Origin of the sequence: Streptomyces niveus (genome assembly GCF_001723055.1) — a bacterium.
In the GTDB taxonomy this organism is placed as follows: Bacteria; Actinomycetota; Actinomycetes; order Streptomycetales; family Streptomycetaceae; genus Streptomyces; species Streptomyces niveus.
In genome coordinates this window covers 1-23,620 of record NZ_MDCR01000021.1, presented here as the reverse complement: position 1 = coordinate 23,620, position 23,620 = coordinate 1, and the positions used below count along the sequence as shown (strand labels likewise).

At 71.1% G+C, this 23,620-nt stretch carries 21 protein-coding genes and 3 pseudogenes; 6 read left to right on the top strand and 18 right to left on the bottom strand.

Annotation, left to right across the window (positions count from 1 at the left end):
- Both BHU15_RS02905 and BHU15_RS37965 read left to right on the top strand, forming a co-directional pair.
- Positions 1 to 465, top strand: a pseudogene (locus BHU15_RS02905) (thymidine phosphorylase); the annotation flags it as partial.
- 157 nt (positions 466 to 622) lie between these two features.
- Positions 623 to 841 (top strand): annotated as a pseudogene (locus BHU15_RS37965) (STAS domain-containing protein); the annotation flags it as partial.
- 140 nt (positions 842 to 981) lie between these two features.
- Here BHU15_RS37965 and BHU15_RS02895 read toward each other — a convergent pair.
- From BHU15_RS02895 to BHU15_RS02840, 12 genes are all read right to left on the bottom strand, one after another.
- A complete protein-coding gene (locus BHU15_RS02895; protein ID WP_079127847.1) occupies positions 982 to 3,153 on the bottom strand; it encodes a SpoIIE family protein phosphatase in 2,172 nt (723 codons plus the stop codon).
- Between the two features lie 89 nt (positions 3,154 to 3,242).
- A complete protein-coding gene (locus BHU15_RS02890; protein ID WP_069625704.1) occupies positions 3,243 to 4,241 on the bottom strand; it encodes a sigma-70 family RNA polymerase sigma factor in 999 nt (332 codons plus the stop codon).
- A gap of 94 nt (positions 4,242 to 4,335) precedes the next feature.
- Positions 4,336 to 5,595: an ABC transporter permease gene (locus tag BHU15_RS02885; protein ID WP_069625703.1), complete on the bottom strand. Its 1,260-nt coding sequence runs from the start codon at positions 5,593 to 5,595 to the stop codon at positions 4,336 to 4,338.
- Positions 5,589 to 6,287 carry an ABC transporter ATP-binding protein gene (locus tag BHU15_RS02880; protein ID WP_069625702.1) on the bottom strand — a complete coding sequence of 233 codons (699 nt, stop codon included), beginning with the start codon at positions 6,285 to 6,287 and terminating at the stop codon, positions 5,589 to 5,591. The genes BHU15_RS02885 and BHU15_RS02880 overlap by 7 nt, the downstream gene beginning before the upstream one ends.
- Complete coding sequence (locus BHU15_RS02875) at positions 6,284 to 7,657, bottom strand: efflux RND transporter periplasmic adaptor subunit (protein WP_069625701.1); 1,374 nt, start codon at positions 7,655 to 7,657, stop codon at positions 6,284 to 6,286. Before BHU15_RS02875 ends, BHU15_RS02880 begins: the two co-directional genes overlap by 4 nt.
- 27 nt (positions 7,658 to 7,684) lie before the next feature.
- On the bottom strand, positions 7,685 to 8,212 hold the full coding sequence (locus BHU15_RS02870) for a hypothetical protein (RefSeq protein WP_218028040.1): 528 nt from the start codon (positions 8,210 to 8,212) through the stop codon (positions 7,685 to 7,687).
- A gap of 79 nt (positions 8,213 to 8,291) precedes the next feature.
- A complete protein-coding gene (locus BHU15_RS02865) occupies positions 8,292 to 9,239 on the bottom strand; it encodes a hypothetical protein (RefSeq protein WP_069625699.1) in 948 nt (315 codons plus the stop codon).
- Positions 9,240 to 9,325: 86 nt separating this feature from the next.
- Positions 9,326 to 9,805, bottom strand: a complete 480-nt coding sequence (locus BHU15_RS02860; protein WP_069625698.1) for a hypothetical protein — start codon at positions 9,803 to 9,805, stop codon at positions 9,326 to 9,328.
- A gap of 137 nt (positions 9,806 to 9,942) precedes the next feature.
- Positions 9,943 to 10,680 (bottom strand): hypothetical protein, encoded by a 738-nt coding sequence (locus BHU15_RS02855; protein WP_069625697.1) that lies wholly within the window; start codon positions 10,678 to 10,680, stop codon positions 9,943 to 9,945.
- Positions 10,681 to 10,699: 19 nt separating this feature from the next.
- Positions 10,700 to 11,176, bottom strand: a complete 477-nt coding sequence (locus tag BHU15_RS02850; protein ID WP_255293011.1) for a hypothetical protein — start codon at positions 11,174 to 11,176, stop codon at positions 10,700 to 10,702.
- Between the two features lie 12 nt (positions 11,177 to 11,188).
- Positions 11,189 to 13,432 carry a glycoside hydrolase domain-containing protein gene (locus BHU15_RS02845; RefSeq protein WP_069625695.1) on the bottom strand — a complete coding sequence of 748 codons (2,244 nt, stop codon included), beginning with the start codon at positions 13,430 to 13,432 and terminating at the stop codon, positions 11,189 to 11,191.
- Positions 13,433 to 14,309: 877 nt separating this feature from the next.
- On the bottom strand, positions 14,310 to 15,599 hold the full coding sequence (locus BHU15_RS02840; protein WP_069625694.1) for an MFS transporter: 1,290 nt from the start codon (positions 15,597 to 15,599) through the stop codon (positions 14,310 to 14,312).
- Positions 15,600 to 15,661: 62 nt separating this feature from the next.
- On the opposite strand from BHU15_RS02840, the gene BHU15_RS02835 reads away from it, so the two are divergent.
- Positions 15,662 to 16,684 carry a LysR family transcriptional regulator gene (locus tag BHU15_RS02835; protein WP_023539110.1) on the top strand — a complete coding sequence of 341 codons (1,023 nt, stop codon included), beginning with the start codon at positions 15,662 to 15,664 and terminating at the stop codon, positions 16,682 to 16,684.
- Positions 16,685 to 16,700: 16 nt separating this feature from the next.
- Here BHU15_RS02835 and BHU15_RS02830 read toward each other — a convergent pair whose 3' ends face one another.
- A complete protein-coding gene (locus tag BHU15_RS02830; protein ID WP_376199953.1) occupies positions 16,701 to 17,519 on the bottom strand; it encodes an alpha/beta hydrolase in 819 nt (272 codons plus the stop codon).
- 103 nt (positions 17,520 to 17,622) lie between these two features.
- On the opposite strand from BHU15_RS02830, the gene BHU15_RS02825 reads away from it, so the two are divergent.
- Positions 17,623 to 18,768, top strand: a complete 1,146-nt coding sequence (locus BHU15_RS02825; protein ID WP_069625692.1) for an adenosine deaminase — start codon at positions 17,623 to 17,625, stop codon at positions 18,766 to 18,768.
- 139 nt (positions 18,769 to 18,907) lie between these two features.
- Entirely contained in the window at positions 18,908 to 19,237 is a 330-nt protein-coding gene (locus BHU15_RS02820) for an ATP-binding protein (protein ID WP_069625691.1), read from the top strand.
- Between the two features lie 77 nt (positions 19,238 to 19,314).
- Here the strand turns inward: BHU15_RS02820 and BHU15_RS02815 are convergent, their stop codons facing one another.
- The 5 genes from BHU15_RS02815 to afsQ1 all read right to left on the bottom strand — a co-directional run bounded on the left by BHU15_RS02815 (position 19,315) and on the right by afsQ1 (position 23,299).
- Positions 19,315 to 19,518 carry a PspC domain-containing protein gene (locus BHU15_RS02815; protein WP_069625690.1) on the bottom strand — a complete coding sequence of 68 codons (204 nt, stop codon included), beginning with the start codon at positions 19,516 to 19,518 and terminating at the stop codon, positions 19,315 to 19,317.
- A 91-nt stretch (positions 19,519 to 19,609) separates the two neighbouring features.
- Positions 19,610 to 20,155, bottom strand: coding sequence for a VanZ family protein (locus BHU15_RS02810; protein WP_079127846.1), 546 nt, complete (start codon positions 20,153 to 20,155; stop codon positions 19,610 to 19,612).
- A gap of 191 nt (positions 20,156 to 20,346) precedes the next feature.
- Positions 20,347 to 20,940 (bottom strand): GerMN domain-containing protein, encoded by a 594-nt coding sequence (locus BHU15_RS02805; protein ID WP_255293010.1) that lies wholly within the window; start codon positions 20,938 to 20,940, stop codon positions 20,347 to 20,349.
- Between the two features lie 41 nt (positions 20,941 to 20,981).
- Positions 20,982 to 22,625, bottom strand: a complete 1,644-nt coding sequence (locus BHU15_RS02800) for an ATP-binding protein (RefSeq protein WP_438284953.1) — start codon at positions 22,623 to 22,625, stop codon at positions 20,982 to 20,984.
- On the bottom strand, positions 22,622 to 23,299 hold the full coding sequence (gene afsQ1, locus BHU15_RS02795; protein ID WP_023539102.1) for a two-component system response regulator AfsQ1: 678 nt from the start codon (positions 23,297 to 23,299) through the stop codon (positions 22,622 to 22,624). The genes BHU15_RS02800 and afsQ1 overlap by 4 nt, the downstream gene beginning before the upstream one ends.
- 193 nt (positions 23,300 to 23,492) lie before the next feature.
- On the opposite strand from afsQ1, the pseudogene BHU15_RS41065 reads away from it, so the two are divergent.
- Positions 23,493 to 23,620 (top strand): annotated as a pseudogene (locus BHU15_RS41065) (SigE family RNA polymerase sigma factor); the annotation flags it as partial.

Below are 23,620 nucleotides of genomic sequence, written 5' to 3'. Positions count from 1 at the left end.
ACGCTGGCCCTGGCCCGCGAGATGCTCACCGCGGCGGGCCTGCCGGACGCCGACCCGGCCAAGGCGCTGGCCGACGGCTCGGCCATGGACGTCTGGCGCCGGATGATCGCCGCACAGGGCGGCGACCCGGACGCGGCGCTCCCGGTGGCGCGCGAGCAGCAGGTCGTCACCGCGCCGGCCTCGGGGGTGCTGACCCGGCTCGACGCGTACGACGTCGGCGTCGCCGCCTGGCGTCTGGGCGCGGGCCGTGCCCGCAAGGAGGACGTGGTGCAGGCGGGCGCGGGCGTCGAGCTGCACGCCAAGCCGGGCGACGTGGTGACGGCGGGTCAGCCGCTGCTCACGCTGCACACGGACACCCCGGACAAGTTCGACTACGCGCTCGAATCGCTGACGGCGTCGTACGACATCGCCCCGGCCGGCACCGAGTTCACCCCGGCCCCGATCGTGCTGGACCGCGTCGGCTGACCCGCCGTGTGGAGTGCCCTCACCCGCCGGGCGGGCTCAACCGAGCCCGCCCGGCGGGCATTTCAGGCCCGCCCGCGATCGAGGACGGACCGGCCACCGGCGGACCGTGTCCTGTGGGCCGCGATGAGTTCCGGCCCGCGCGCCGGTCTCAACGGGTGTGGAAGCCACCAAGACGATCCTCCTCGCCCTGCGCGGACCGATCACCGCGGCCGACGTCCCGCAGCTCTGCGACCAGCTGGCCGCACGGCTGAAGGACAGCGACGCCACCGACGCGGTCTGTGACGTCGGCGCGCTCGGCCGGCCGACCGTGGCCGCCGTGAACGCCCTGGCCAGACTGCAACTCGTGGCCCGCAGGTGCGGCTGCCGGATCCGGCTGCGCGGCGCGGGACCCGAGCTGCTTCTGCTGCTGGACCTCGTCGGCCTGACGGACATCGTCCGGCACGAGGAGGCGCGCGGCGGCGGCTCGGCCGAAACGGGCCCCGACCCTCCCGGCACCCACGGACCTCTCCACGGGTGTCAGACGGCGGTCAGGCTCTGCTCGGCCCAGATCGTCTTGCCCGTGTACGTCTGGCGGGTCCCCCAGCCCTGGGTGAGCTGCGCGACCAGGAGCAGGCCACGGCCGCCCTCGTCGGAGCTGCGGGCCCGGCGCAGGTGCGGGGCGGTGCTGCTGCCGTCGGAGACCTCGATGATGAGGTTCTTGTCGCGGATCAGCCGCAGGCGGATGGGGGCGTCGCCGTACCGGAGCGCGTTGGTGACCAGCTCGCTGACCACCAGCTCGGTGACGAACGCCGCCTCGTCCAGGCCCCAGGCGTCCAGTTGCAGACAGGCCTCCTTACGGGCCCTGGCGACGGCGCTGGCCTCGGCCGGCACGTCCCAGGTGGCGACATGGGCCGTGTCCAGCGCGCGGGTACGGGCCATCAGCAGCGCCACGTCGTCGGCAGGCCGGTCCGGCAGCAGCGCCGCCAGCACGGCGTCACAGCTGCTCTCCAAGGACGTGGCCGGCCGGGCCAGCACCTCGCGCAGCGTCTGGAGACCTTCGTCCGCCCCCTGCTCCCGGGAGTCGACCAGACCGTTCGTGTACAGCGTGAGGACGCTTCCCTCCGCCAGCTCCAGCTCGGCGGTCTCGAACGGCAGCCCGCCGACTCCCAGGGGCGGGCCCGCCGGGACGTCGAGGAACTCCACAGCGCCGCCCGGAGTCGCCAGGGCGGGCACCGGATGCCCGGCGCGGGCCAGGGTGCAGCGCCGGGAGACCGGGTCGTAGACCGCGTACAGGCAGGTGGCGCCGATGTCGCCGGACGGGACCTGCGCGCTGTCGGCCTCGGCGGACAGATGGATGACGAGATCGTCGAGATGGGTCAGCAGTTCGTCGGGCCGCAGGTCGACGTCGGCCAGGGTCCGCACGGCGGTACGCAGCCGTCCCATGGCGGCGGACGCCTGGATGCCGTGGCCGACCACGTCGCCGACGACCAGGGCGACGCGGGCCCCGGAGAGCGGGATCACGTCGAACCAGTCCCCGCCGACACCGGGCCGCGCGCTGGCCGGCAGATAGCGGGAGGCGATCTCGACGGCGGCCTGCCGGGCCGGCCGGCCGGGCAGCAGGCTGCTCTGGAGGGCCAGGGACGTGCGGCGCTCGCGGCTGTAGCGGCGGGCGTTGTCGATGCACACCGCTGCTCTGGCGGTGATCTCCTCGGCCAGGAGCAGATCGTCCCGTTCGAAGGGCTCGGGGCGCCGGTGACGGGAGAAGGTGACCACGCCGAGGGTGATGCCGCGGGCCCGCATGGGAATCGCCAGCACCGAGTGGAAGCCGTACTTCCGGACCCGCGCGGCCCGCTCGGGGGCGTCCCGCTCCCAGGCCGTCAGCGCGTCGGGGGTCACTTTCCGCAGCAGCGGCCGGCCCGTGGCCAGGCACTCGGCCGCAGGTGACGCCTCCGGGTAGGTGGCCAGCGCCCCGTGCGCGACCACGGCCTCGGGGCTGCCCTCCAGGACGGACCGGGACGCGACCCTGCGGAGCTTGACGGGCTTGCCGGGCACGCCGGGCGGCCCGGCGCGGGGGTCCTCGCCGCCTTCGATGGAGGGCAGCAGGTCGACGGTGGCGAAGTCGGCGAGCTGCGGGACGGCCACGTCCGTGAGCTCCTGCGCGGAGCGGGCGAGGTCCAGGGTGGTGCCGATACGGAGGCTGGCCTCGTTGACCAGGACCAGACGCTCCCGGGCCAGATGCTCGGCGGTCACGTCCTGTGCGGAGAGGAGCACTCCGCGTACCGCCCCGCCTCGTCCCCGTACCGGGACGAGGGAGATCGTCCAGACGCTCTCGCGATCGTGGCCCGGCAGCCGCAGGGTCACCTGCAGCTGCTCCTCCTCGCCGCTCGCCAGGACCCGGCGCATGTGCTGTTCGGTCAGCTCGCTCTGCGGGTCCACCAGGATCTCCGACACGCGCAGCCCCCGCATCGCCTTCTCGGGCCGGCCGATCACCTGCTCCATGCGGACGGTCGCCAGCCGCAGCCGCAGCCGGGTGTCGTAGAGCGCGGCCGTGGCGGGGGACTGGGCGAAGGCCCACCCCACCAGCGCCTCGTCGTCGTCCTCCGACGGCGGCGACGGGCGGGCCGGGGAAGCGTCCGGGCCCTTGCCGGCGGCGGAATCCTCCGGCCAGGGCACCCGGTCGTCGTCCTCAACAGGTCCGGATCGTGTCATCGTCCCCTTCCGTCCCCTCACCTCGCCCTTCCACCATGGGCCGAGGTGAGGTCAGGAGCAAACGGGCCGGGGGCCCGGGGTACGAGGGCTCAGCCCGCCTCCTTCCCGTCCTTGTCCAGGCGGGCCGGGAGATCGAACAGCGGGAACCAACGCTCCGTGTCCAGGAACGAGTTGATCCCCGTGATCCTGCCCTCCTCGATCTCGATGACCATGAGCGCCCACGGCGTGTACCCGTCGCCGTCCGGGCTCGGGTGGTAGTGCGCGAACGCGGGGGTGCCGTTGGCGACCGTCGGCACCAGCCGGGAGCCGCGGCAGACCTCGCCGACACCGAGCATCCAGCCCACGATGTTCTCGTGCCCACGCAGCCACAGGTCGTACGGGGGCATGGAGAGCGTCGCGTCCTCGTGGAGGAGCGCGGTCAGCGCCTTCATGTCGTAGCCCTCGAACGCGGCCACATACCGCTCCAGCAGCTCTTTCTGCTCCTCGTCGAGCGGGTCGGCGGCGTCGGTCGAAGCCGGTTCCGACTCGGCGATCGTCGCGCGGGCCCGCTGGAGCGCGCTGTTGACCGACGCGACCGTCGTCCCGAGCAGCTCCGCGACCTCGCTCGCCTTCCACGCCAGCACCTCGCGCAGGATCAGCACCGCGCGCTGCTTCGGCGGCAGATGCTGGAGCGCGGCCACGAACGCGAGCCGGATCGTCTCCCGCTCCACCGCCGTCTCCGCCGGGTCGACCACCGACGGCAGCACCCGGCCGTCGGGGACCGGCTCCAGCCAGGTGACCTCCGGGCGTGAGTTCAGCTTCGCCTGGGACACCGGGGTCGCCTCCGTGAGATCCATCGGCCGGGCCCGTCGATTGCCCGCGTTCAGCATGTCGAGGCAGACGTTCGTCGCGATGCGGTAGAGCCACGAGCGCAGCGACGAGCGCCCCTCGAACTTCTCGAAACTCCGCCAGGCGCGCACCATCGTGTCCTGCACGGCGTCCTCGGCCTCGAACGCGGAGCCCAGCATCCGGTAGCAGTAGCCGGTCAGCTCCGTCCGGTGCTTCTCCAGCCGCGCGTCAAGATCTTCCGTTGTTGCCAGATCACTCATCGGGTCACCCCAGTCGCCCCCTTGGAACCAGTCCCCCGGAAGCTACCGCAGCCCACTGACAATCGCCGCGCTACGGGAAAACCGGGGCCCTCGGTCAACGGCGCAGCGCCTCGACGGGCTGGACACGGCTCGCCCGCCAGGCCGGGTAGAAGCCGGCCAGCAGCCCGGTGACGAGACCCACGCCGGGGGCGGAGGTCACGGTGAGCGGGTGGACGACCGGCGTCCAGTCCCGCAGAAGCGCGACGACGACGACACCCAGCACCCCGAGCGCCGAGCCGACGAGCCCGCCCAGGGTCCCCAGCACCGAGGACTCACAGAGGAACTGGACGCTGATGTGCCGCCCTCGCGCCCCCAGAGTCCGGCGCAGCCCTATCTCCCCGGTGCGCTCCATCACCGAGACCAGCGTGGTGTTGGCGATCCCCACGGCGCCGATCACCAGGCAGACACCGGCGAGCAGCAGGAAGAGGTCGTCCAGGTCGTTCGTCACCTCGGTGCGCAGCGACCTCGGGTCCGGAGGCGGTACGGCCTCGAAGTGGTCGGGGTGGGCCGGGTCGAGCGCGAGGGGGATCTCCGACGCGACCTGATTCGCGGCCCCGAGGTCGGTGGCGACCAGCATCTTCGCGCTGCCCCTGGGCGGACCCCAGATGTCCAGGGACGCCTTCGGGGGCACCACGACCGACAGCAGCAGCTCAGGCTCACGCTGTACGTCGTCGATGATGCCCACCACGCTGAACGCCTCGTCGCCCAGGAAGACCGCCGGCCGTGTCTCGAGCGTGGTGATGCCCAGACGCGCCGCCGTCGCCGCCCCGAGCACCGCGACCCGCTGGCCCGACGCGTCGTGCCAGTCGTCGAAGAGCCGCCCCTGGGCGACGGAGGGGCGGGCCGCCTCCAGGACTCCCGGTGAGGCGGCGACCACCTGGATCCGTCCGCCGCCGTCCGCGGCCTGGACCGGCGCCGCGCGTACGGCCTCCCGCGCGGGCAGTTGGACGGTCCAGTACACCCCCGCGTCCCGTACCCCGTTCAGCGCCTCGACGCGCCGGCCGGCGTCCGGCGGAAACGCCGGCTGAACGAACTCCGTACGCTCGCGCGACACGTCCTCGACCGAGACCTCGGTGGCCATGAGCGAGTTGAACCGGCTGTCGATCTGGGACGACGCGGTCGCGGTGAGGCCGAGCACGGCCACGAACGTGCCGACTCCCAGGACCGTTCCCACCGAGGTGAGCACGGAACGGGCGGGGCGCTGTGTGATGCCGGCCAGGCTCTCACCCACCACATCGGCGAAGGACAGCCGCGAGGGCTCCACCGCGCGCTCCGCACGCCGGAACAGCCGTGCCGCGCGTGTCCACCTCAGCATGTGACCGCCTGCTCGGTCATGCGTCCGTCCCGGATCTCCAGGGTGCGACCGCCCCGCCGCGCGACCGCCGCGTCGTGCGTGATGACCACCAGCGTCAGACCGGCCCCGTTCAACTCGTCCAGGAGGGAGAGGATCGATGAAGCGGTGGCGGTGTCCAGATTCCCGGTCGGCTCGTCGCACAGCAGCAGCGACGGCTCGCCGACCAGTGCGCGCGCGATGGCCACGCGCTGTCTCTCCCCGCCGGACAGAGTGCTGGGCAGCGCGTCCATCCGGTGCTCCAGGCCGACGCGGGCGAGTGCCTCCCGCGCGCTCGCCACCCGCCGCACGCGCTTCATCTTCCGGTAGACGAGCGCCAGCGCCACGTTCTCCACCGCCGTGCGGTAGTTCAGCAGATGGAAGGACTGGAAGACGAAACCGATGCGCCGCCCGCGCAGAGCCGTACGGTCCACGTCACCGAGGGCGCCCGTGTCCAGTCCGTCGAGCAGATACGTACCGCACGTCTGCGTGTCCAGCAGACCCACCAGGTTGAGGAAGGTGGACTTGCCGGCGCCCGACGGGCCGGTGACCGTCACGAAGTCGCCACGGCGCACGGTGAGTTCACAGGGACGAAGGGCCTCGACCGGGGGAGGTCCGGGGTACGTGAGGCCGACGCCGCGCAGTTCGACCACCGGTGGTGGCTGGTGCCCACTCATCGCTCACGCGTCCCCGGGCCGGCGGCGCCCCGGACTCCGACGACGACACGCGCGCCTTCGGCGAGCGGCTGTCCCGGCGCCGGGCGCACCTCCACGTACCCGTCGCCCGAGGTGCCGGTGGTCACCGGTACGCGGCGCTGACCGTCGCCGGGCGTGACCACGGTGACGGTGGTCTTGCCGTCCGCCCCCGCCGAGACGGCGGACACCGGCACGACCAGCGTCCTGCTCCCGGTGGACGCGGCCTCGATCGTCAGCCGGACGTCCTGTCCGGCGAAGTCGGAGCGCAGCGCCTTGGCGGGCTTCACGACGACCGGGTAGCCGCGGTCACCCGTGGCCGCGTCGGCGGCGCCGTCACCCGGGGGCCCCGTGCTCTCCGTCTCCATGACGTCCGCGACCGAGGCCACCGTCCCGGACGCCGTCGCACCGGTGGACTCGGACAGGATCTCGACCGGCTGCTCCGGCTGGACCAGGCCCTTCTGGTGCGGCTGGAGCATGCCGTTGACGACAAGGCGTCCCGCCGACAGGACCATCGCCGCCCCGGAGGCCTTGGCCCCGACACGGGTGTTCACACCGGCCACCCGGCCCGGAAAGCTCTTGAGGAAGACCAGTTCGGACGCGGGGACCATGGGGCCGGACGTGGTCTCGATCCCGTCGCGGCGCTCCTGGGCCTTGGCGAGATCCTCCGTGGCACGTGTGCGCCGGACGGAAGGGGCCGTGTCCGGAAGGTCTTCCAGCGCCCTGCGGGCCGCGGTCACCTCGTCGCCCGCCTGTTCCAGGGTGAGCCCGCCGTCGGGCCGGGCCTCCAGGGGCGTGTGACCGACGGATTCGTACAGCGCCGATACCGCCGCCTTGGTGCGCCGGCCGAAGTACCCCGACTCGTCGCCGGCCGTGCTGTGGCCCAAGGAGGCGAGCGCGGACTGGAGTTGGGCCACGTCGTCGCCCCTGCCGCCGGGCTTGAGGTCCCGGTACATGGGGAGCGGACCCTCCAGCGCGACGACGGGACGGCCCGACACCTCCAGCAGCACCTGCCCCGCCTTGACCGGCCCGCCCGCCTTCACCGGGAGCCGCGTGACGACCGCCGTCCCCTCCGGCCCGCCCTCGGCCGACACCTCGACCGACTGCTCGGCGGTGACCGTGCCGCGAAGGATGACGGAGTCCTTGAGGACCCGGTACTCCACCGGGGCGGTCAGCAGACTCGCCGGCGGCGGCGCCGCGTCGGCCACCGCCTGGGCGGGCGAGCGGATCGCCCCGGCGGCCAGCACTCCGGCCGCCGTCAGCAGCGCCGCCGCCGCGGCCGTGCCCATGACCCATCTGCGCCTGCGGGTGAACACGGTTCCCCGGGGCGCTGATTCAGCTGCTGTGTCGGTCATTTCCCCCACCCGTTCCGGCTGTTGGCGTCACTGTCCCGCGAGCCCCAGACGCAGACCGTCCCGCAGATCCGCCGGTGCCTGCGAGAGCGACGCCCCGTGGCTCACGCACCGCTGCCGGACCGAGGCGTCCTGAGGATTCGCGGAACAGCCCGACTCCGTATATCCGCGCGACGCGTCCGCGGTCGCCTGCGAGACCCGGCGCAGGGTCGCGAACCCCTTGTCGCCGTCGATCTCGTCGAGAGCCGTCCGGGCGACGGAACCAATCGACCGCGCCGCGTCGAGACACGTCTCGGTGAACAGCTCGGCCGCGTTCGGCCGGCAGGGCGACGCCGTGCCCTCCCCGTACGTGGCGAGATGTACGTCGAGCCGCTCGCTCACGAGGTCCTTCACCCGCTCCGCCTCCACCTGACCGTCGTTCAGGCTCTCGGTGGGTGAAGGTGCGGCGGTGTCCGGCCGGTTCCCGTCCGCGGCGGCCCCGGCGTCGGGCCGGCCGCCGGGCTCGTCCGCCTCGGTGCAGCCCGAGGCGAGTGAGAGGCAGAGCGCCGCGGCGGCCATCCACACCGGCGCGGTCCGCCGGCGGGAAAGCTGACCGAATGTAATGACTTTACCCATTCCTACCCTTACGACTTCGCTCTTACGACTTGGCTATTTCTTCCGAGGCTCTGCGCACGAGCGCGTCGAACGACGTCCCGTCCTGCGCCAGGACCTCCTCGTTGCGGGCGATGAGCGTCTCCTGGATCTCGGACTCGACGGCGAACCAGACCCCGACGAGATTCACCGAGTCCTTGCACTTCACATCCGCCTTGGCGGCGGACAGTTCGGCGGGTGAAGGGGTCTCGCCCGTGAGCCGGTCGAGGGCGTCCAGCGGAGTCTTGTACGTGTGTCCGGCGCGCCCCATGCACGCGGACCACTCCTGGAGCGCCTTCTTCACCTGAGCGTTCTCCTGCGAACGCGCGAAACTGACGTTGTTGATCTTCTCAGCCATCCGCTGGCGGGGCTCGATCTTCAGCCGGCGCTGGGCCTCCCCGGAACACCCGCCGGGCGGTATCTCCTTGCCGGCCACCTTGTCACCCGGCGCGACACCGGTGGCGGGGTCCTGATCGCCGATGAAGACCTTGTTCTCGGCCTCCGACATCGGCGGGATCCCTGGGGGCGGCTGCTGACCACCGAGTCCGTCCTTCGGCAGGTGGAAGCCGTTCACGGCCGCGGACGCGGCGCTGGAAACCCCGTACCGGCGGGCCCTGTTCGCCCCGTTCTCCCCGGAGTCGAGCGTCTCCTGACTGGGCGCCGGCGGCTCGTATGTGAATCCGAACCCGGCCATGCACTCCCTGATCAGTTCACCCGAGGCGGCGGCGATCCGGGCGTCCTCGCCCACCTTCGGCAGATACTTCTCGATCGGGAACACAGGAATGTCGGACGCCGCGACCACCGCCGGATCCGCCACCGTCAGCCCGTCGGAGACCGCCAACGCCTCTTCTTCGGAACGGGGGTTGCCCCCGTCGTCGTCCGACGCTCCGCAGCCGGCCAGCAGCACCGCGCAGACGAGGGCGGAGGAAACACGCGTGAACTTGCTGTACTTCATGATCGGAACCCGACCCTTTCCCAGGATGTTCGGAATCGGCCCCGGTGCGCGATCGCGGGAATCGCGCACCGGAGCCGAATGTCGGATCAGGTCTCGTACAGCATCCGCTGCGAGGCGTTGTTGTTGTACGTGCCGTTCAGATTGCCGTACCACTTGGCGGAACCCTGGTACCCGTAGCCCGGGAAGGAGTCCCAGGTGCCGCCCCAGCCGCTGTTGTAGTAGATGCGGACGACGTACGCCGAGTAGTTGTAGGCGGACGCCGCGTTGTTCTTGAGGTAGGTGCCCTGGCCGTTGCGTCCGTCCAGCTCGAAGGCGTAGCGGGCGCAGCCCTGCGACGAGCAGTTGGTCGGGTTGGCGTCGTAGTTGTGCACGTCACCGAAGATGCACCGCTTCGAACCCGCGTTGTTCGAGTTGTAGTAGAGGCCGAGCCCCTGGCCCGCGGTGCCGCATGTGACCTGCGTGCCGTCCGGCGGGAGCGCGCTGGCGGGCATCGCGCCCGTGAGCACGAACCCGCACGCGGCGACAGCCGCGATCAGCAGGGATTTGAGCGATCTCAGAGATTTCATGTTCCCCTCCTCTTTCGTGTCGGGAAGGAGACGCGGCACGCGGATGCGCGTGCCCGCGCCCCTCCTCCCCCCTGTCCTGCCACACGTCGAGCGACCTCGGGCAGGCACATCTGTGGTGTCCTCCGGTGCTTGTCTCCTCACCGGTAGCGGGCGGCGCGGCGCCGCCGCGCGGGCTCCGTCACGTCGGGTACGGTCCCGGCGCCCGCGCCCGGAGTCTGGTCCCAGGCCCGGATCTTGGCCGCGACCCGCCGCAGACGCGCGTCGTTCGGACGCGCGGTGACGTAGAACAGGCCCTCGTAGGGGCGCCGGTCCTCGCCGCCCCAGCGCACGACACCCTCGGTGTCGGCGACGATGTCCCGGATCGTCAGCTCCTGGCCCGCGGTGAACCCGCCCTCCAGGCCGGGCGGGTAGAAGTCCGGCCGGATGACGACGGCGGTGCCCGACGCCAGGTTCGACTCGGGGAGCCGGCTGTCGCGGACGGCCGACGGTGCCGACCAGCCCTGGACGGGGTTCGGTTCGCCGGGCAGACCGAGGGTGCCGACCTCGTAGTGGAAGCGGCGGATCACATGGATCAGCACCGTTTCGGTGTCTCCCATGCGTACGGCGACTTTGAGGCCCGTGCCCGGCACGTCACGGGTCACGATGTCGCCACCGGCGTCGACGTCCTTCTGCATCTCCCACCGGTTGGCGGAGGGCCGGCCGGTGAGCAGCCGGCGCTGCCGGGCCTTGACGCGGCGCAGCGCCTCCTTGAGTTCGTCGTTGCCGGCGGGCGGGCGCGGTGCGGCGGCGGCCGGGGCCGCGAGGAGGCCGGTGGAGCCGAGACTCGCGGCGGTGGTGACACCGGCCGCGGCGGTGAGAGCGTGTCTGCGGGTCATGTCGATGGGGCTCAACTGGTCAGCCTTTCTTCACTGTTGCCGAGCGCCGCCGGCGGTGGAGTACGCCCGAGACAACGGCGCAGCCGAGCGCGAGCAGCAGCAGGACAGCGAGGGACGGATTGATGAAGCCGGGGATGACGACGGTGTAGTCATGGCCGTACGCGGCCTCGCACACGAGGCGCAGCGGAATGAAGTCGCCTCTGCGGCCGACCAGGGCCGGTGTTCCCTCGGGGCGCTGCCGCTCGCACTCCTCGGCCTGCTCCTGGTCCGCCAGGAACAGGACGTGCAGACACCCCCAGAGGTAGAGGGCGAGCGACACGGCGACCGCTGTCAGAGACATGTCCCGCCACACGGCGTACGGGGTGCGCCGCGGCCGGGCCCGCCGGGAGAAGCGGGAGAGCAGATACGCGGTGAGTCCGAGCACGGTCGCCGCGCCGGAGATCAGGACGGCGAACAGCACCGCGAAGTCGTGCCCCTGCCAAGGGCCGGAAGCCATGACCATGAGTGCTCAGGACTCCCGGACGATCCGGTTGTACTTCTCGAAGATCGCGTAGAGCGGCATCCGAAGCTGTGCGTCGGATTCCGCCTCACCACCGAAGCCCTGATAGCGGCGGAGGATCTCGAAGGTCTCCGTGTCGGTGTAGTCGAGGTCCGGGAGGCGGATCGGTGTCTCGGCGTGGTCGCCCGCCTTGCCGTCGGCCGCCCACATGTGCAGGTGCGGGACGGTGCTCAGGTTGAAGACGTTGTCCTGGTTGACCTTCTGCCACATCGCCCAACGGTCGCCCTCGTCGGTCGAGTCGAGGATCGTGCCCTCCAGGCGCCCCGCGCTGATCGAGTTGTTGCGCGACAGGATGCAGGTACGTCCCGAGACCTTGGCGACGCCCGTGCTGGAGTCGACCAGCCTGCTGACGCCGGGAAGGTCCTTGCCCCAGTCCGGTATGGAACCCGTGTGGTAGAGGACCACACCGGCGTCCTCCACCACGTCCTTGTAGCTGTAGTGGCAGAACTCCCAGAAGGCCGAGGTCTGGATGAGGGCCTTGCGCATGCGGTACCTGCGGGCCGCCGACGTGATCATGGCGTCGTAGGACATGATCGTTTCGAAGCACTCCTGCCGGCTGTAGACGTATCCCGTGCTGCCGGGCCGGCCGATCGACTCCATGTACTCCTCGACGTCCGTCAGCAGGGCCAGCAGGTAGGAGGGGTGGATACCGATGTCGAGCTTCTGCGCCGGAGCGGTGTGGAAGTCGCCCTGGGCGGTGTCCCGTCCGGACGCGATGTTGTTGTCGATCTCGATCCGGCCGTCACCCGAGCCGACCACCTTGGTGACGATCTGGTCGTAGGCCCAGTTCTCCGGCATGGCGTAGCCGAGATTGCCGGAGAAGCCGGACGACATGTCGGACACGAAGCTGGCGTCCGCGTAGCCCTCCGCGGAGACCCTGGAGCACGCGTTGCGCGGGCCGTACACCCCGATCTTGTACGGGTTGCCCAGCTGTGCCATCTCCTCCTTGATCTTCTTGAAGTACGGCAGGATGTGGGAGGTGACCTCGTCGTTCACCGCGTCGTAGTCGACCGCGAAGTAGATGCGTGAGTCCTGCTTGAAGCCGTGTTCCTCCGCCTTGAAGGCGGCGTTCCGGCAGTCCGCGAAACCCTGCTCGGGGCTGTAGTAGTCGACCGAGCGCGCCCATGTCTGGTAGATCGGGAAGCAGCGCAGCCCGTACTCCTTGATGGTGGCCAGCTCGCCGGGCTGGATCTCCTTCTCCGGCAGATCGGTGGTGGAGGGGTTGTACAGATAGCGGCCGATGTACTTGTAGCCGGCGGCCTTCAGGGCCTGCGCACGGGCGGGAGTCACCTTCGTGACGCCGTCGCACGCCTCGCCCTGGCGGGTCTGGTCGCCGTAGGACACGAGCAGGGAGGACCAGGTCCGGAAGTCGGCCTGCCCGTTGACGGCCAGTTTCATGAACGACTGGAAGGTGCTGACGCTGCCGGCCAGCGAGGAGGTGTACGAGGACGAGAAGGACACCGGGCGCTTGTTGAGCACCATGGCGGCGGTGAAGAGCTGCACCCACACCCCGGACGAGCCGGTGGACAGGGTGTGTTCCTTCAGACCGGCCTGGGTGCCGGGGCCGAACGCCCCGTTCGCGACACCGTCGGCCATGCCGATCTCGTACTGGACGGCCAGGAGCATCGACTTGGCGACGTCGCGGGAGTGGTGGCCGTCGCAGGGGATGACGTAGTAGTCCTTGCGCAGGACGTAACGGCCGTTGAGCCACTGCTGGATGGAGCGGATGGTGTCCGAGCCGCCGTTGACGGTGACGTACGCGTCCATGTTGAACAGGCCCTTGACCCCCTTGGGCCACAGGGAACTGCCCGGGTAGACGGTGGACAGGCCCATGTTCTCGTGGAGCTTCGCCACCGCGGCCTTCACGCGGGAGTTGTACGTGCCGTCGATGTCACCGCCGTCGTAGCCCTTGCAGTACAGGGCGGACTGGATGATCCGGCAGAAGTTCGCCGACGGGATCGTGGTCTCGTCGAGCTTGCCGTACTTCTCCCCGATGGCGGCCAGCGTGGCCGGGCCGAAGCTGTCGGACAGGGAGCTGATGCCCATCTCGTACTGCAGGGCACGGGTGAGGGCGTACATGACGGTCCAGCCGGTCTGACCGTTCTCGTTCAGCTTGGAGATGCCGAGGGTGGCGCCGTTCCCGTAGGTGGTGTTGATGAATCTCTGGGCGAGACGGACCATTTCGTCAGCCATCGAGTTCCTGATTCGTGAGAGGGCGGGCCGGATCAGCTCATGGGTGAGCGGCCGGTGGCCTGTTCCGGGCAGGGGGTCGCGCACGGCCGGGTACGGACGCGGGCGGATGTCCGGCGGGAAGTCGCCGGTCGGACGGTGTGTGGGAGCGGGAACGCGCGGATCAGTGGCGCCGGGCCCGGCGTGGCGTGGTGCGGGCGGGTCCGGGTCCGGGTTCAGACCGGGGCGGACACCCGGCCGGTGGCATCAGCGCTTCGGGGCCGGTCTCCGGTACGGCGGAACGGCCTGGAAGCCGGCCGGCTCAGGTGTGTCCGTGGAACCGGTGGCACACCGGCGGCCGTGCGCCGCCCGGTGGTTTCACGGCGTGTGCGGATTGTTCGGCTTCGCTGACCCGCGTCATGAGAAGTCCCCCCTGGATCCTGGCTGTTGCTCTTCCGCGAGGGTCCCTCCCCAGGGCCCGTCGCGACGAGCAGAAACCTAAGCCAGCAGGGGCGTTGGCGAAAAGCCTCTTTCAACGGCGCGGCCACACCGGACGGTTGGCGGGCGTGACCGAAAGTGACGAGTGATGTCGGAAATGCTCAACCTATGTGCGGCAATTTCACCGCACCTGCACTCTGCCGCCGGTTCTTCACTTATGGCGACAGCGGCGCGTGGGGAATCGGTCGCAGGTTCGAGAGATGGTCTGGACCTTTGATGTGCATCGTTCAACTCCGCCGTGCCCGGCCGCCTCAAGGCGACCGGGCCGTCGTAGATCATCGCCGAGGTGCCCTGTCGCGGGAGTCGTTCAACCGCGCAGGTCAGAGGCCATGCGATTACATGTTTGCGGGCTCACTTGAGCGCAGAGTCATCGCCGGGCATATGCATGTGTCCTTGATCACAGTCAATTCGACGCCGCGAGAGCCCTGCGTTCCGTGCGGGCCGCGTGCGTCCCGTACAGCGTCACCGACACCACACCGAGCACCGCGAGCAGCCCGAGCGTGGCCGTCGCGCCCCAGCCGCCCGCGTGGAACGCCACCGCGCCCAGCGTGCCGCCGGCGCTGCTGCCCACGTAGTACGCGCTCTGGTACAGCGCCGACGCCTGCGCGCGGCCCGTCTTCGCCGTCCGGCTCACCGCCGACGAGGCGACCGCGTGGCCCGCGAAGAAGCCCGCCGTGATCAGGACCAGGCCGAGCAGTACGGCGCCGAGCGAGTCCGACAGCGACAGCAGCAGTCCCGCCGCCGTCGTGCCGACCGCCAGATACAGCGCCCCGCGCCGCCCCAGCCGGGCCACCAGCTTCCCGGCCGCGGCCGAGGAGAGCGTACCGACCAGATACACCAGGAAGATCGAACCGATCACGCCCTGCGGCAGGTTGAACGGCGCCTCCGCGAGACGGAAGCCGATCGCCGTGTAGACCGCGCCGAACACGGTCATGAAGAGCGCGCCGATCGCGTACAGCCTGCGCAGCAGCGGATCGGCCAGATGACCGCCGACCGTCTTCGCCAGCGCGCGCGGATTCAGCGTCCCCGGGCGGAAGTTGCGGGCCTTGGGGAGCAGTACGCGGAAAACCGCCGCGCACACCAGGGCGAGCAGCCCGATCGCCGCGAGCCCGGCCCGCCAGCCCCACAGCTGGCTGACCCAGCCGGCCAGGACGCGCCCGCTCATGCCGCCGATGCTGTTGCCCGCGACGAACAGTCCGATCGCGCCGACCAGCGCCTTGGGCCGTACCTCCTCCGCGAGATACGCCATCGCGGACGCGGGCAGCCCGGCCAGCGCCGCGCCCTGGACCGCGCGTAGCGCGATCAGCCACTCCAGATTGGGGGCGAGGGGCACGAGCAGCCCCACGACCACCGCGACCGTCAGCGAGAGCGTCATCAGCGTGCGCCTGCCGAAGCGCTCGGACAGCGCGCTGAGCGGCAGGACGAACAGCGCCAGCGCGCCGGTGGCGGCCGACACCGTCCAACTGGCCGCTCCCGCCGTCACACCGAGATCGGCGGTGATGGCGGGGAGCAGCGCCTGCGTGGAGTAGAGCAGCGCGAAGGCCGCGACCCCGGCGGCGAAGAGGGCGAAGCTCATCCGGCGGTAGCCGGGACGGCCGGGGCTGAGGGATTCGGTGGAGGCGGCGGGAGGTACTACGGACGCGGAGGCGAGGGCACCCGTTGCGGCGGGCGCCTCTGTACTGAGGTCGGGCATACGTCGAACGTACGGACCCCGATCTCATGCGTCCAATGCATGGAATCGTCATAATCGTTCCCATGGCGCATCAACGCAGGCCCAGGCCCCGGCTGTCATCGAGCAGTTACGCACAAGACACCGTCCCGTCGAACCCGGCACCCGCCGCGGCGTCCGCGCCGCCCGCCGCCGGGCTCGACCCCGAGTCCTGGTCCGCGCTGCTGGCACCGCGCCTCGCCCAGTTCGCCGGCGTCGCGCGCCACGAACACGTCACCCGCGCCGCGCAGGACATGAACGTGCCGCAGTCCACGCTCTCGCGCGCGATGGTCCGCCTCGAACAGGACCTGGGCGTCGCCCTGTTCGCCCGCAAGGGCCGTACCGTCTCGCTCACCCCCGCCGGCCGTGCCTTCCTCACCTCCGTGGAAGGCGCGCTCGCCGAGGTCGAGCGGGCGGCCGAGTCCGTACGGGCCGACGCCGACCCCGCGTCGGGCAAGGTCGCCTTCGGCTTTCTGCACACCATGGGCTCCGAGACGGTCCCCGAACTGATTCGCGCCTTCCGCGCCGACCACCCCCGCGTCCGCTTCCAGCTCGTCCAGAACTACGGCGAGGCGATGTTGGAGCGCCTGCGCGCGGGCGAACTGGACCTCTGCCTGACCTCACCGGTCCCCGAGGCCCCCGACCTGGTCGCCCGCCGCCTCGACGAACAGCGGCTGCGCCTCGTCGTCCCCGACGACCACCGGCTGGCGGGCCGCCGGCGCATCCGTCTCGCCGAGGCCGCCGACGAGACGTTCGTGACCCTCGAACCGGGGTACGGGCTGCGCCGGATCACCGACGACCTCTGTACGGAGGCCGGGTTCCGGCCCCGCGTCGCCTTCGAGGGCGAGGAGGCCGAGACCCTGCGCGGCCTGGTCGCGGCGGGTCTCGGCGTCGCGCTGCTGCCGCCGCCCGCGGTGGCCCGCCCCGGCGTCGTGGAGCTGACCGTCACCGCGCCCCGCGCCGTACGCGAGGTCGGCGTCGCCTGGCTGGACGGCCACCCCGACACCCCGCCGGTGGCGGCCTTCAAACGCTTCCTGCTCTCGCGCCGGGGCCATCTGCTGCCCGACTGAGGCGAGTTGTGCACACTTACGGCCGCAGCGACCGCCCGAAGCCCGCCGCCAGCGGCATCCGCAGCCCCAGCGGCGGCGGCGCGGCCAGCGCGTCGGCGACCGGCCGCGAGTACGTACGCGACAGCAGCGCCCCCAGCACGAAGTCCGTCGCCAGCGCCAGGACTTCACTGTGGTGCTGGCGCAGCGCGTGCCCGTCGGAGTGCACCTCGAAGCGGCAGGTGTGCCGGTTGGCCTTCCTGGCGCGCTGCGCCAGCCGCAGCGACAACTCCGGGTCGCTGCGCTCGTCGTTGGTGCCGTGCACGATCAGCACCTCCCGGCCCGCGAGCTGCGTGACCGGCTCCGGCTCGCCGCCCGCCGAACCGTCCGGCAGCCAGGGCGCCATCGCCAGCACCGAGCTGACGGCCGGGTGCCCGGCGGCCCGCAGCGCGGCCCGTCCGCCCATGCCGTGTCCGGCCAGACAGACCGGCACGTCGCCGTAGCGCCGTACGACCTCCTCCGCCGCCCACCAGGCGTCCGCCGAGAGCTGCGCGTCGGCGCCGTTCCAGCCGCGCGAGCGGTAGCGCACCATGTGCACCAGCAGCCCCTCGGCCGCGCCCGCGCGGGCCAAAGTCCGCGCCAGCGGCAGCATCGACGCGTAGGCGACGGTGGACGGCCCACGTGCGGAAACGGGTTCGCCCGGCGGCAGCACGAGTACGACCCCGCCCACCTCCGGTGGTGAGGCAGGGGCGGAGACCGCCCGCCCCAACCGTGGCTGTGACTCCGCACGACGCCCACGCACCCCCGCGCCACGCCCCGGCGTGCGCCCGCCGGGGCCGGGAACTGCCCGCTGTCCCATAGCAGAACAGTCTCAGAAGGTGAGGTGTACGCCACCCGTACGCACGGTCACTGTTACGTATCGGCGGCAGGTGATCTACGCGCGTAGGAGATAGGGTGAGCAGATGACGAGCCAGACCTACCGAGCGCCTACGGCCGACCAGATCCGCCGCGCCCCCAAAGTGCTCCTCCACGACCACCTCGACGGGGGCCTGCGCCCCGGCACGATCGTCGAACTGGCCCGCGAGTGCGGCTACGAGGGCCTTCCCGAGACCGAGCCGGACAAGCTCGGCCTCTGGTTCCGCGAAGCGGCCGACTCGGGCTCCCTGGAGCGGTATCTGGAGACCTTCGCGCACACCTGCGCCGTCATGCAGACCCGCGACGCGCTCTTCCGGGTCGCCGCCGAGTGCGCCGAGGACCTCGCGGACGACGGTGTCGTCTACGCGGAGGTGCGGTACGCCCCCGAGCAGCACCTGGAGGGCGGCCTCAGCCTCGAAGAGGTCGTGGAGGCCGTCAACGAGGGCTTCAAGGAGGGCGAGCGCCGTGCCCGCCAGGCGGGCAGGCGGATCCGCGTCGGCGCCCTGCTGACCGCGATGCGGCACGCCGCCCGCGCCCTGGAGATCGCCGAACTGGCCAACCGCTACCGGGACTCGGGCGTCGTCGGCTTCGACATCGCCGGCGCGGAGGCGGGCTTCCCGCCCACCCGCCACCTCGACGCGTTCGAGTTCCTGAAGCGCGAGAACAACCACTTCACCATTCACGCGGGCGAGGCGTTCGGCCTCCCGTCGATCTGGCAGGCCCTCCAGTGGTGCGGCGCCGACCGGCTCGGCCACGGCGTGCGCATCATCGACGACATCGAGGTCGCCGACGACGGCTCGGTGACCCTGGGACGGCTCGCCTCCTACGTACGCGACAAGCGCATCCCGCTGGAGCTGTGCCCCAGCTCCAACCTCCAGACCGGCGCCGCCGCCTCGATCGCCGAACACCCCATCGGGCTGCTGCGCAAACTGCACTTCCGGGCGACGGTGAACACGGACAACCGGCTGATGAGCGGCACGAGCATGAGCCGTGAATTCGAGCTGCTGACCGAGGCGTTCGCGTACACGCTCGACGACATGCAGTGGTTCTCGGTCAATGCGATGAAATCAGCATTCATTCCTTTCGATGAACGCCTCGCCATGATCAACGACGTGATCAAGCCCGGATACGCCGAGTTGAAATCCGAATGGCTGTTCACGCAAACCGCCACGACCAGCGAGTCTGCGCGCTGAGCGGATCGATCAGCCTCTTACGGAAGCGGGCCGGGACACGAATCCCGGTCCGCTTCCGGGTGTTTGCGGGCGGTACGCGGCGATGGCTAACTTGCAGGGCCGCTCACCATCCCCCATTCCCCAAGGGACGTAATTCCTCATGAAGCAGTCCGCTGCCAAGACTCTCGGCGTCGCCGCCCTCGGTGCCGCCTTCGCCGCCACCGCCGCCGGCAGCGCGTCCGCCGCCGCGCCCGCCGCCCCCGACGCCGGTGCCGCCCTGGACAGCGTCACCAAGAACCTGCCGACGGAGTCCCTCACCAGCGGCCTTCCCGACGGCACCGGCGAGGGCCTGACCGCCGCCCGCAGCGCGGTCGGCGCCGGCGTCCGTACGGTCGGCCAGACCGCCCCCACGGCCCTCTCGGCCATCACGGCCGCCAACCCCCTGACGGGCCTGCTGGGCGGCCTCCCGGTCGGCTCGCTGGGCAAGTAGCGCCGAGGAACGCGCGGACGGCGGGGCCCCACCCGGTAATCCGGGTGGGGCCCCGCCGTACGTCTGAGATCCCGCGTCTACCAGGCGGTCCCCGCCGCGTTCTTCTGGCTCGGCAGGAACGCCCAGAGCGCCAGGTAGAGCAGGAACTGCGGGCCGGGCAGCAGACACGAGGCCAGGAAGATCACTCGCATCGTGTTCGCGGAGGTGCCGAAGCGCCGTGCCAGCGCCGCGCACACTCCACCGATCATGCGACCCTCACGGGGACGGGCAATCGCGGACATGGTGGGCTCCTTCGTGAGTCCTTGCCGGGAGCCTCTCCATGTGCTCCCGATGACTCAATGGTGGCCCGGGGACACCGGACAAAGCGTCGCTCTACGGGGCGATACCGACCCTGGTAATCGTCGGGGGCGTCCCCTGAGAGGACTCCTCCCGAAGGTCACCCTCACGTACGACCCCGGTGTCACGCGGGCGCGCCGCGGGACCCGGCGTACGCCTGCCGGTGCGTACCCGCCGCAGCCTCGCCCGCCCCGCCGGGACGACCAGCAGATGCGCGAGACCGACCCCGACCGTGTTGAGGAGCAGCGAGTCCACGTCGACGACCTGCCCCGGGATCCCGGTCTGCAGGAGCTCGATCCCCAGCGAGATGAACGCCCCGGCCGCCATGGTGCGGGTCAGCGAGGCCAGCGGCGAGACGTTGAGTTTGCCGCCCGCCATCGGCAGGAGAACCCCGAGAGGCGCCAGCAGCAGCAGCCCCCCACCGATCCGCCGGACCGCCTGGAGCGGCCCGAGGGCGAGATCGGCCTTGATGCCCGCCAGCGGTTCGAAGTTCGCCGCGGTCATCCACACGACGTCCAGCGGGCGCAATGTCAGCCACGCGACGAGCAGCAAGTGCACGAGGAGGAGGATGACCCCCGCCACGCGGAAGCGGAAAGCGGCACTGCCGCCCGAACCTTGACGCTGCACGAACCCCAAGACGCGGCCACCGCCGGAAACGGTTCCGGGGAGTTCCAAATGGACGGCCACGTGAGACGGGTGTCACGCCGCACGGCCCCGCCCGGCCGCGTACGCCGGGCACCCCCGCGGCGACGGGCCCCGCGACGCCCGCCTCCTCAGGAAGCGGACGGCAGCGGACCCGTCGTCGGTACGGCCGACTCGGGGCTGCGCCTTGTGTCGTCCTCGCACCGGTACCCGCGCGCGCCGTACGCCCCCGGCCCGCCCAGCACCACCGCGCCGTCCGTCGGCGCGCCCTCGGTGAGCGTGCACACGATCTGCGCCAGCGCGGCCGTCGGCAGGTCCTCCGGCTGGCGGCTCAGCCGCAGCGTGCCCGGCGGATCCCCGGCACGCGCCTCGGAGACCGTCAGCGGCCCGCGTACGTACGTCGTGAAGCCCGCGTCCCGCTCCGTGGCCGACGGCTGCTCCAGCAACTCCTCCAGGAGCGCCCGCGCCACCTGTACGCGGTCACCGGGCGCCTTCCCGGCGGGGGCGGCCACGGTGCGCTCCACCGGCACCAGTTCGGACCCGCACACCAGCTGGATCCTCATCACCGTGCCGGCCGGCTGCGCCTGGGTGGTCAGATTCCCCTCGGACACCTCGCACGGCACCCGTGAGGGCGCCGCGCCCGCGTTCACCGGCACCGCGGTCGTCCTGATGCCGCAGCCGCTCACGGCGCCCGCCAGTGCGAGCGCGCCCGCGAGTACGGCCACGGACCGGCCCGTGAGAGACCGGCGGGCGGATGTTCTCGGCCTCACTGTGCCTCGCCTCCCTGTGCGTGACCGTTCCCGCGCCCGTCCGCGTCGTCGTCGGCGTCCTCGGAGACCTCGTGCGGCAGCCGCAGCACGAACACCGCACCGCCTTCGGGGAGGTTGGCCGCGGTGATGTCGCCTCCGTGGATGTGCGCGTTCTCCATCGCGATGGACAGACCCAGACCGCTGCCCTCCGAGCGAGGCCGTGACGCGCTCGCCTTGTAGAAGCGGTCGAAGACGTGCGGCAGTACGGCCTCCGGAATGCCCGGCCCGTTGTCCCGTACCTCGACGACCAGCTCCCCGCCGACCGAGCGCACCGAGACCCGCACCGGCGAACCGCCGTGCTTGAGCGCGTTGCCGATCAGATTCGCCAGGATCACGTCGAGCCGGCGCGGATCGAGGCGGGCCATCATGCCGCGCGCCGCGTCCAGCTCCACCGCGTCCAGCCAGGCCCGCGCGTCGATACAGGCGGTGACCTGGTCGGCGACGTCGACGTCGTCCAGGACGAGCCGCGCGGTGCCCGCGTCGAAGCGGGTCACCTCCATCAGGTTCTCCACCAGGTCGTTGAGCCTGCGGGTCTCGCTCACGACCAGCGTCACGGCGGGCGCGATCATCGGGTCGAGGGTGTCCGCCTCGTCCTCCAGCACCTCGGTGACCGCCGTCAGCGCGGTCAGCGGGGTACGCAGCTCGTGCGACATGTCGGCGACGAAGCGGCGGCTCGACTCCTCCCGCGCGCTCATGTCGTCGATCTTCTTCTGCAACGAGGCGGCGGCGTTGTTGAACGTCCGCGACAGATCCGCCAGTTCGTCCGTCCCCGACACCCGCAGCCGGGTGTCGAGCTTGCCCTCGCCGAGCTGCCGCGCCGCGTGTCCGAGCCGCTGCACCGGCTTCAGCACGGTCGTGGCGGCGGCCTGCGCGAGCAGCGCGGACCCGACCAGCGCCAGACTCGTCGCGATCGCCAGCGACCACGCCAGCGCGTTGAGATCCTCCCGCTCCTGTTCGAGGGAGAGGAAGACGTAACCGGTCGGCCCACCGCCGACGATCCGGGTGCCGCCGACCAGATAGGGCGTCTGGCCGCGCTGCGTGCGCTGCCAGAAGACGTGGTACGGCGAGGTGTTGCCCGACGTGATCTTCTGCCGTTCGTTCACGGCCGTCCGCAGCGACAGCGGTACGTCGTCGAGCGTGAACTCGTCCTGGTCGGAGACCCCGACCACCGGTTTGTCCTCGGCGCGCTCACCTATCAGCACCACGCTGAAACCGGCGCTGCTGTTGGCCATCTGCTGCGCCGTGTAGGCCAGTTCGGCCTGGGTCGGCCGCAGCGGCAGCTGCCCGGCCTTGTCCCGCATCTCCTGCTTGAACTCCTTGAGCGCGGCGCTCTGCGTGCGGTTCAGCACCGACTCACGGTTCAGCCAGTACGCGATCCCGGACGCCGAGACGGCGGCGGTCAGCGCGACGGCCCCGAAGACGACGACCAGGCGCAGCCGCAGACTCGTCCAGCGCAGCCCGGCGAGGATCGCCCTCTTGCGCGTACGCCGCCCGGCCGTACCGTCCGCCGCTTCCCGGTCGGGGCCGCCGGCGCTGTCTATCTCCTCGGGCTCGGCCGGTCCCTCGACGTCTCTCCCGGCCCTGGATTCCTCGTCGCTCACGAAGGGGCGTCCAGCCGGTAGCCCACGCCCCGCACCGTACGGATCAAGGTCGGCGACGACGGCACGTCCTCCACCTTCGCGCGCAGTCGCTGCACGCAGGCGTCGACCAGCCGCGAATCGCCGAGATAGTCGTGCTCCCACACCAGGCGCAGCAACTGCTGCCGGGACAGCGCCTGTCCGGGCCGCCGGCTCAGCTCCAGGAGCAGCCGCAGCTCGGTCGGCGTGAGCTGGAGATCGTCACCGTTCTTCGTGACGGTCATCGCGGAACGGTCGATGACCAGGCTGCCGAAGGTCGCCGAGTCGGTCGACTCCCGCTCCCCGCGCCGCAGTACGGCCCGGATCCGGGCGTCCAGCACCCGGCCCTGCACGGGCTTGACCACATAGTCGTCCGCACCGGACTCCAGCCCGACGACCACATCGATGTCGTCGCTGCGCGCGGTCAGCAGAATGATCGGCAACTGGTCGGTCCGCCGGATACGACGGCACACCTCGAAACCGTCAATACCAGGCAACATCACATCCAGAACGATCAGGTCAGGCCGCTGTTCTCGCAGCAGATTCAGGCCGTCCTCTCCCGTCGCCGCGGTGGCCACTCGGTGGCCCTGGCGTGACAACGAGAGTTCGAGGGCCGTGCGGATGGCGTCGTCGTCCTCGATCAGCAACAGGAAAGGCACAGAGGTCATTCTGGCCCATGGGGGGACCACAGTTCGACAGTCGGAGCGCTCCCACAGTTCCACCACATCTTCCGCCAAGATCCAGAACCCCTGTGACAGGCCTGTGACAGTCGGCGGACAGGCCCATGAAACTGGCCCGGCAATCTCTTGGGCAGACGGAAAGAGACAGACTCCAGCCGACGGGGGGCGCCAGATGAACTCACTGCACAGCACGACCTCAAGCGCAGTAATCACGCGGCTCCACGACGTCGCGCGGAGCACCGAGAAGTCCGGCGCCGTGAACGGGCGGGGGTGCGTTCGCGGCGCCGGACTTCTCGGTGC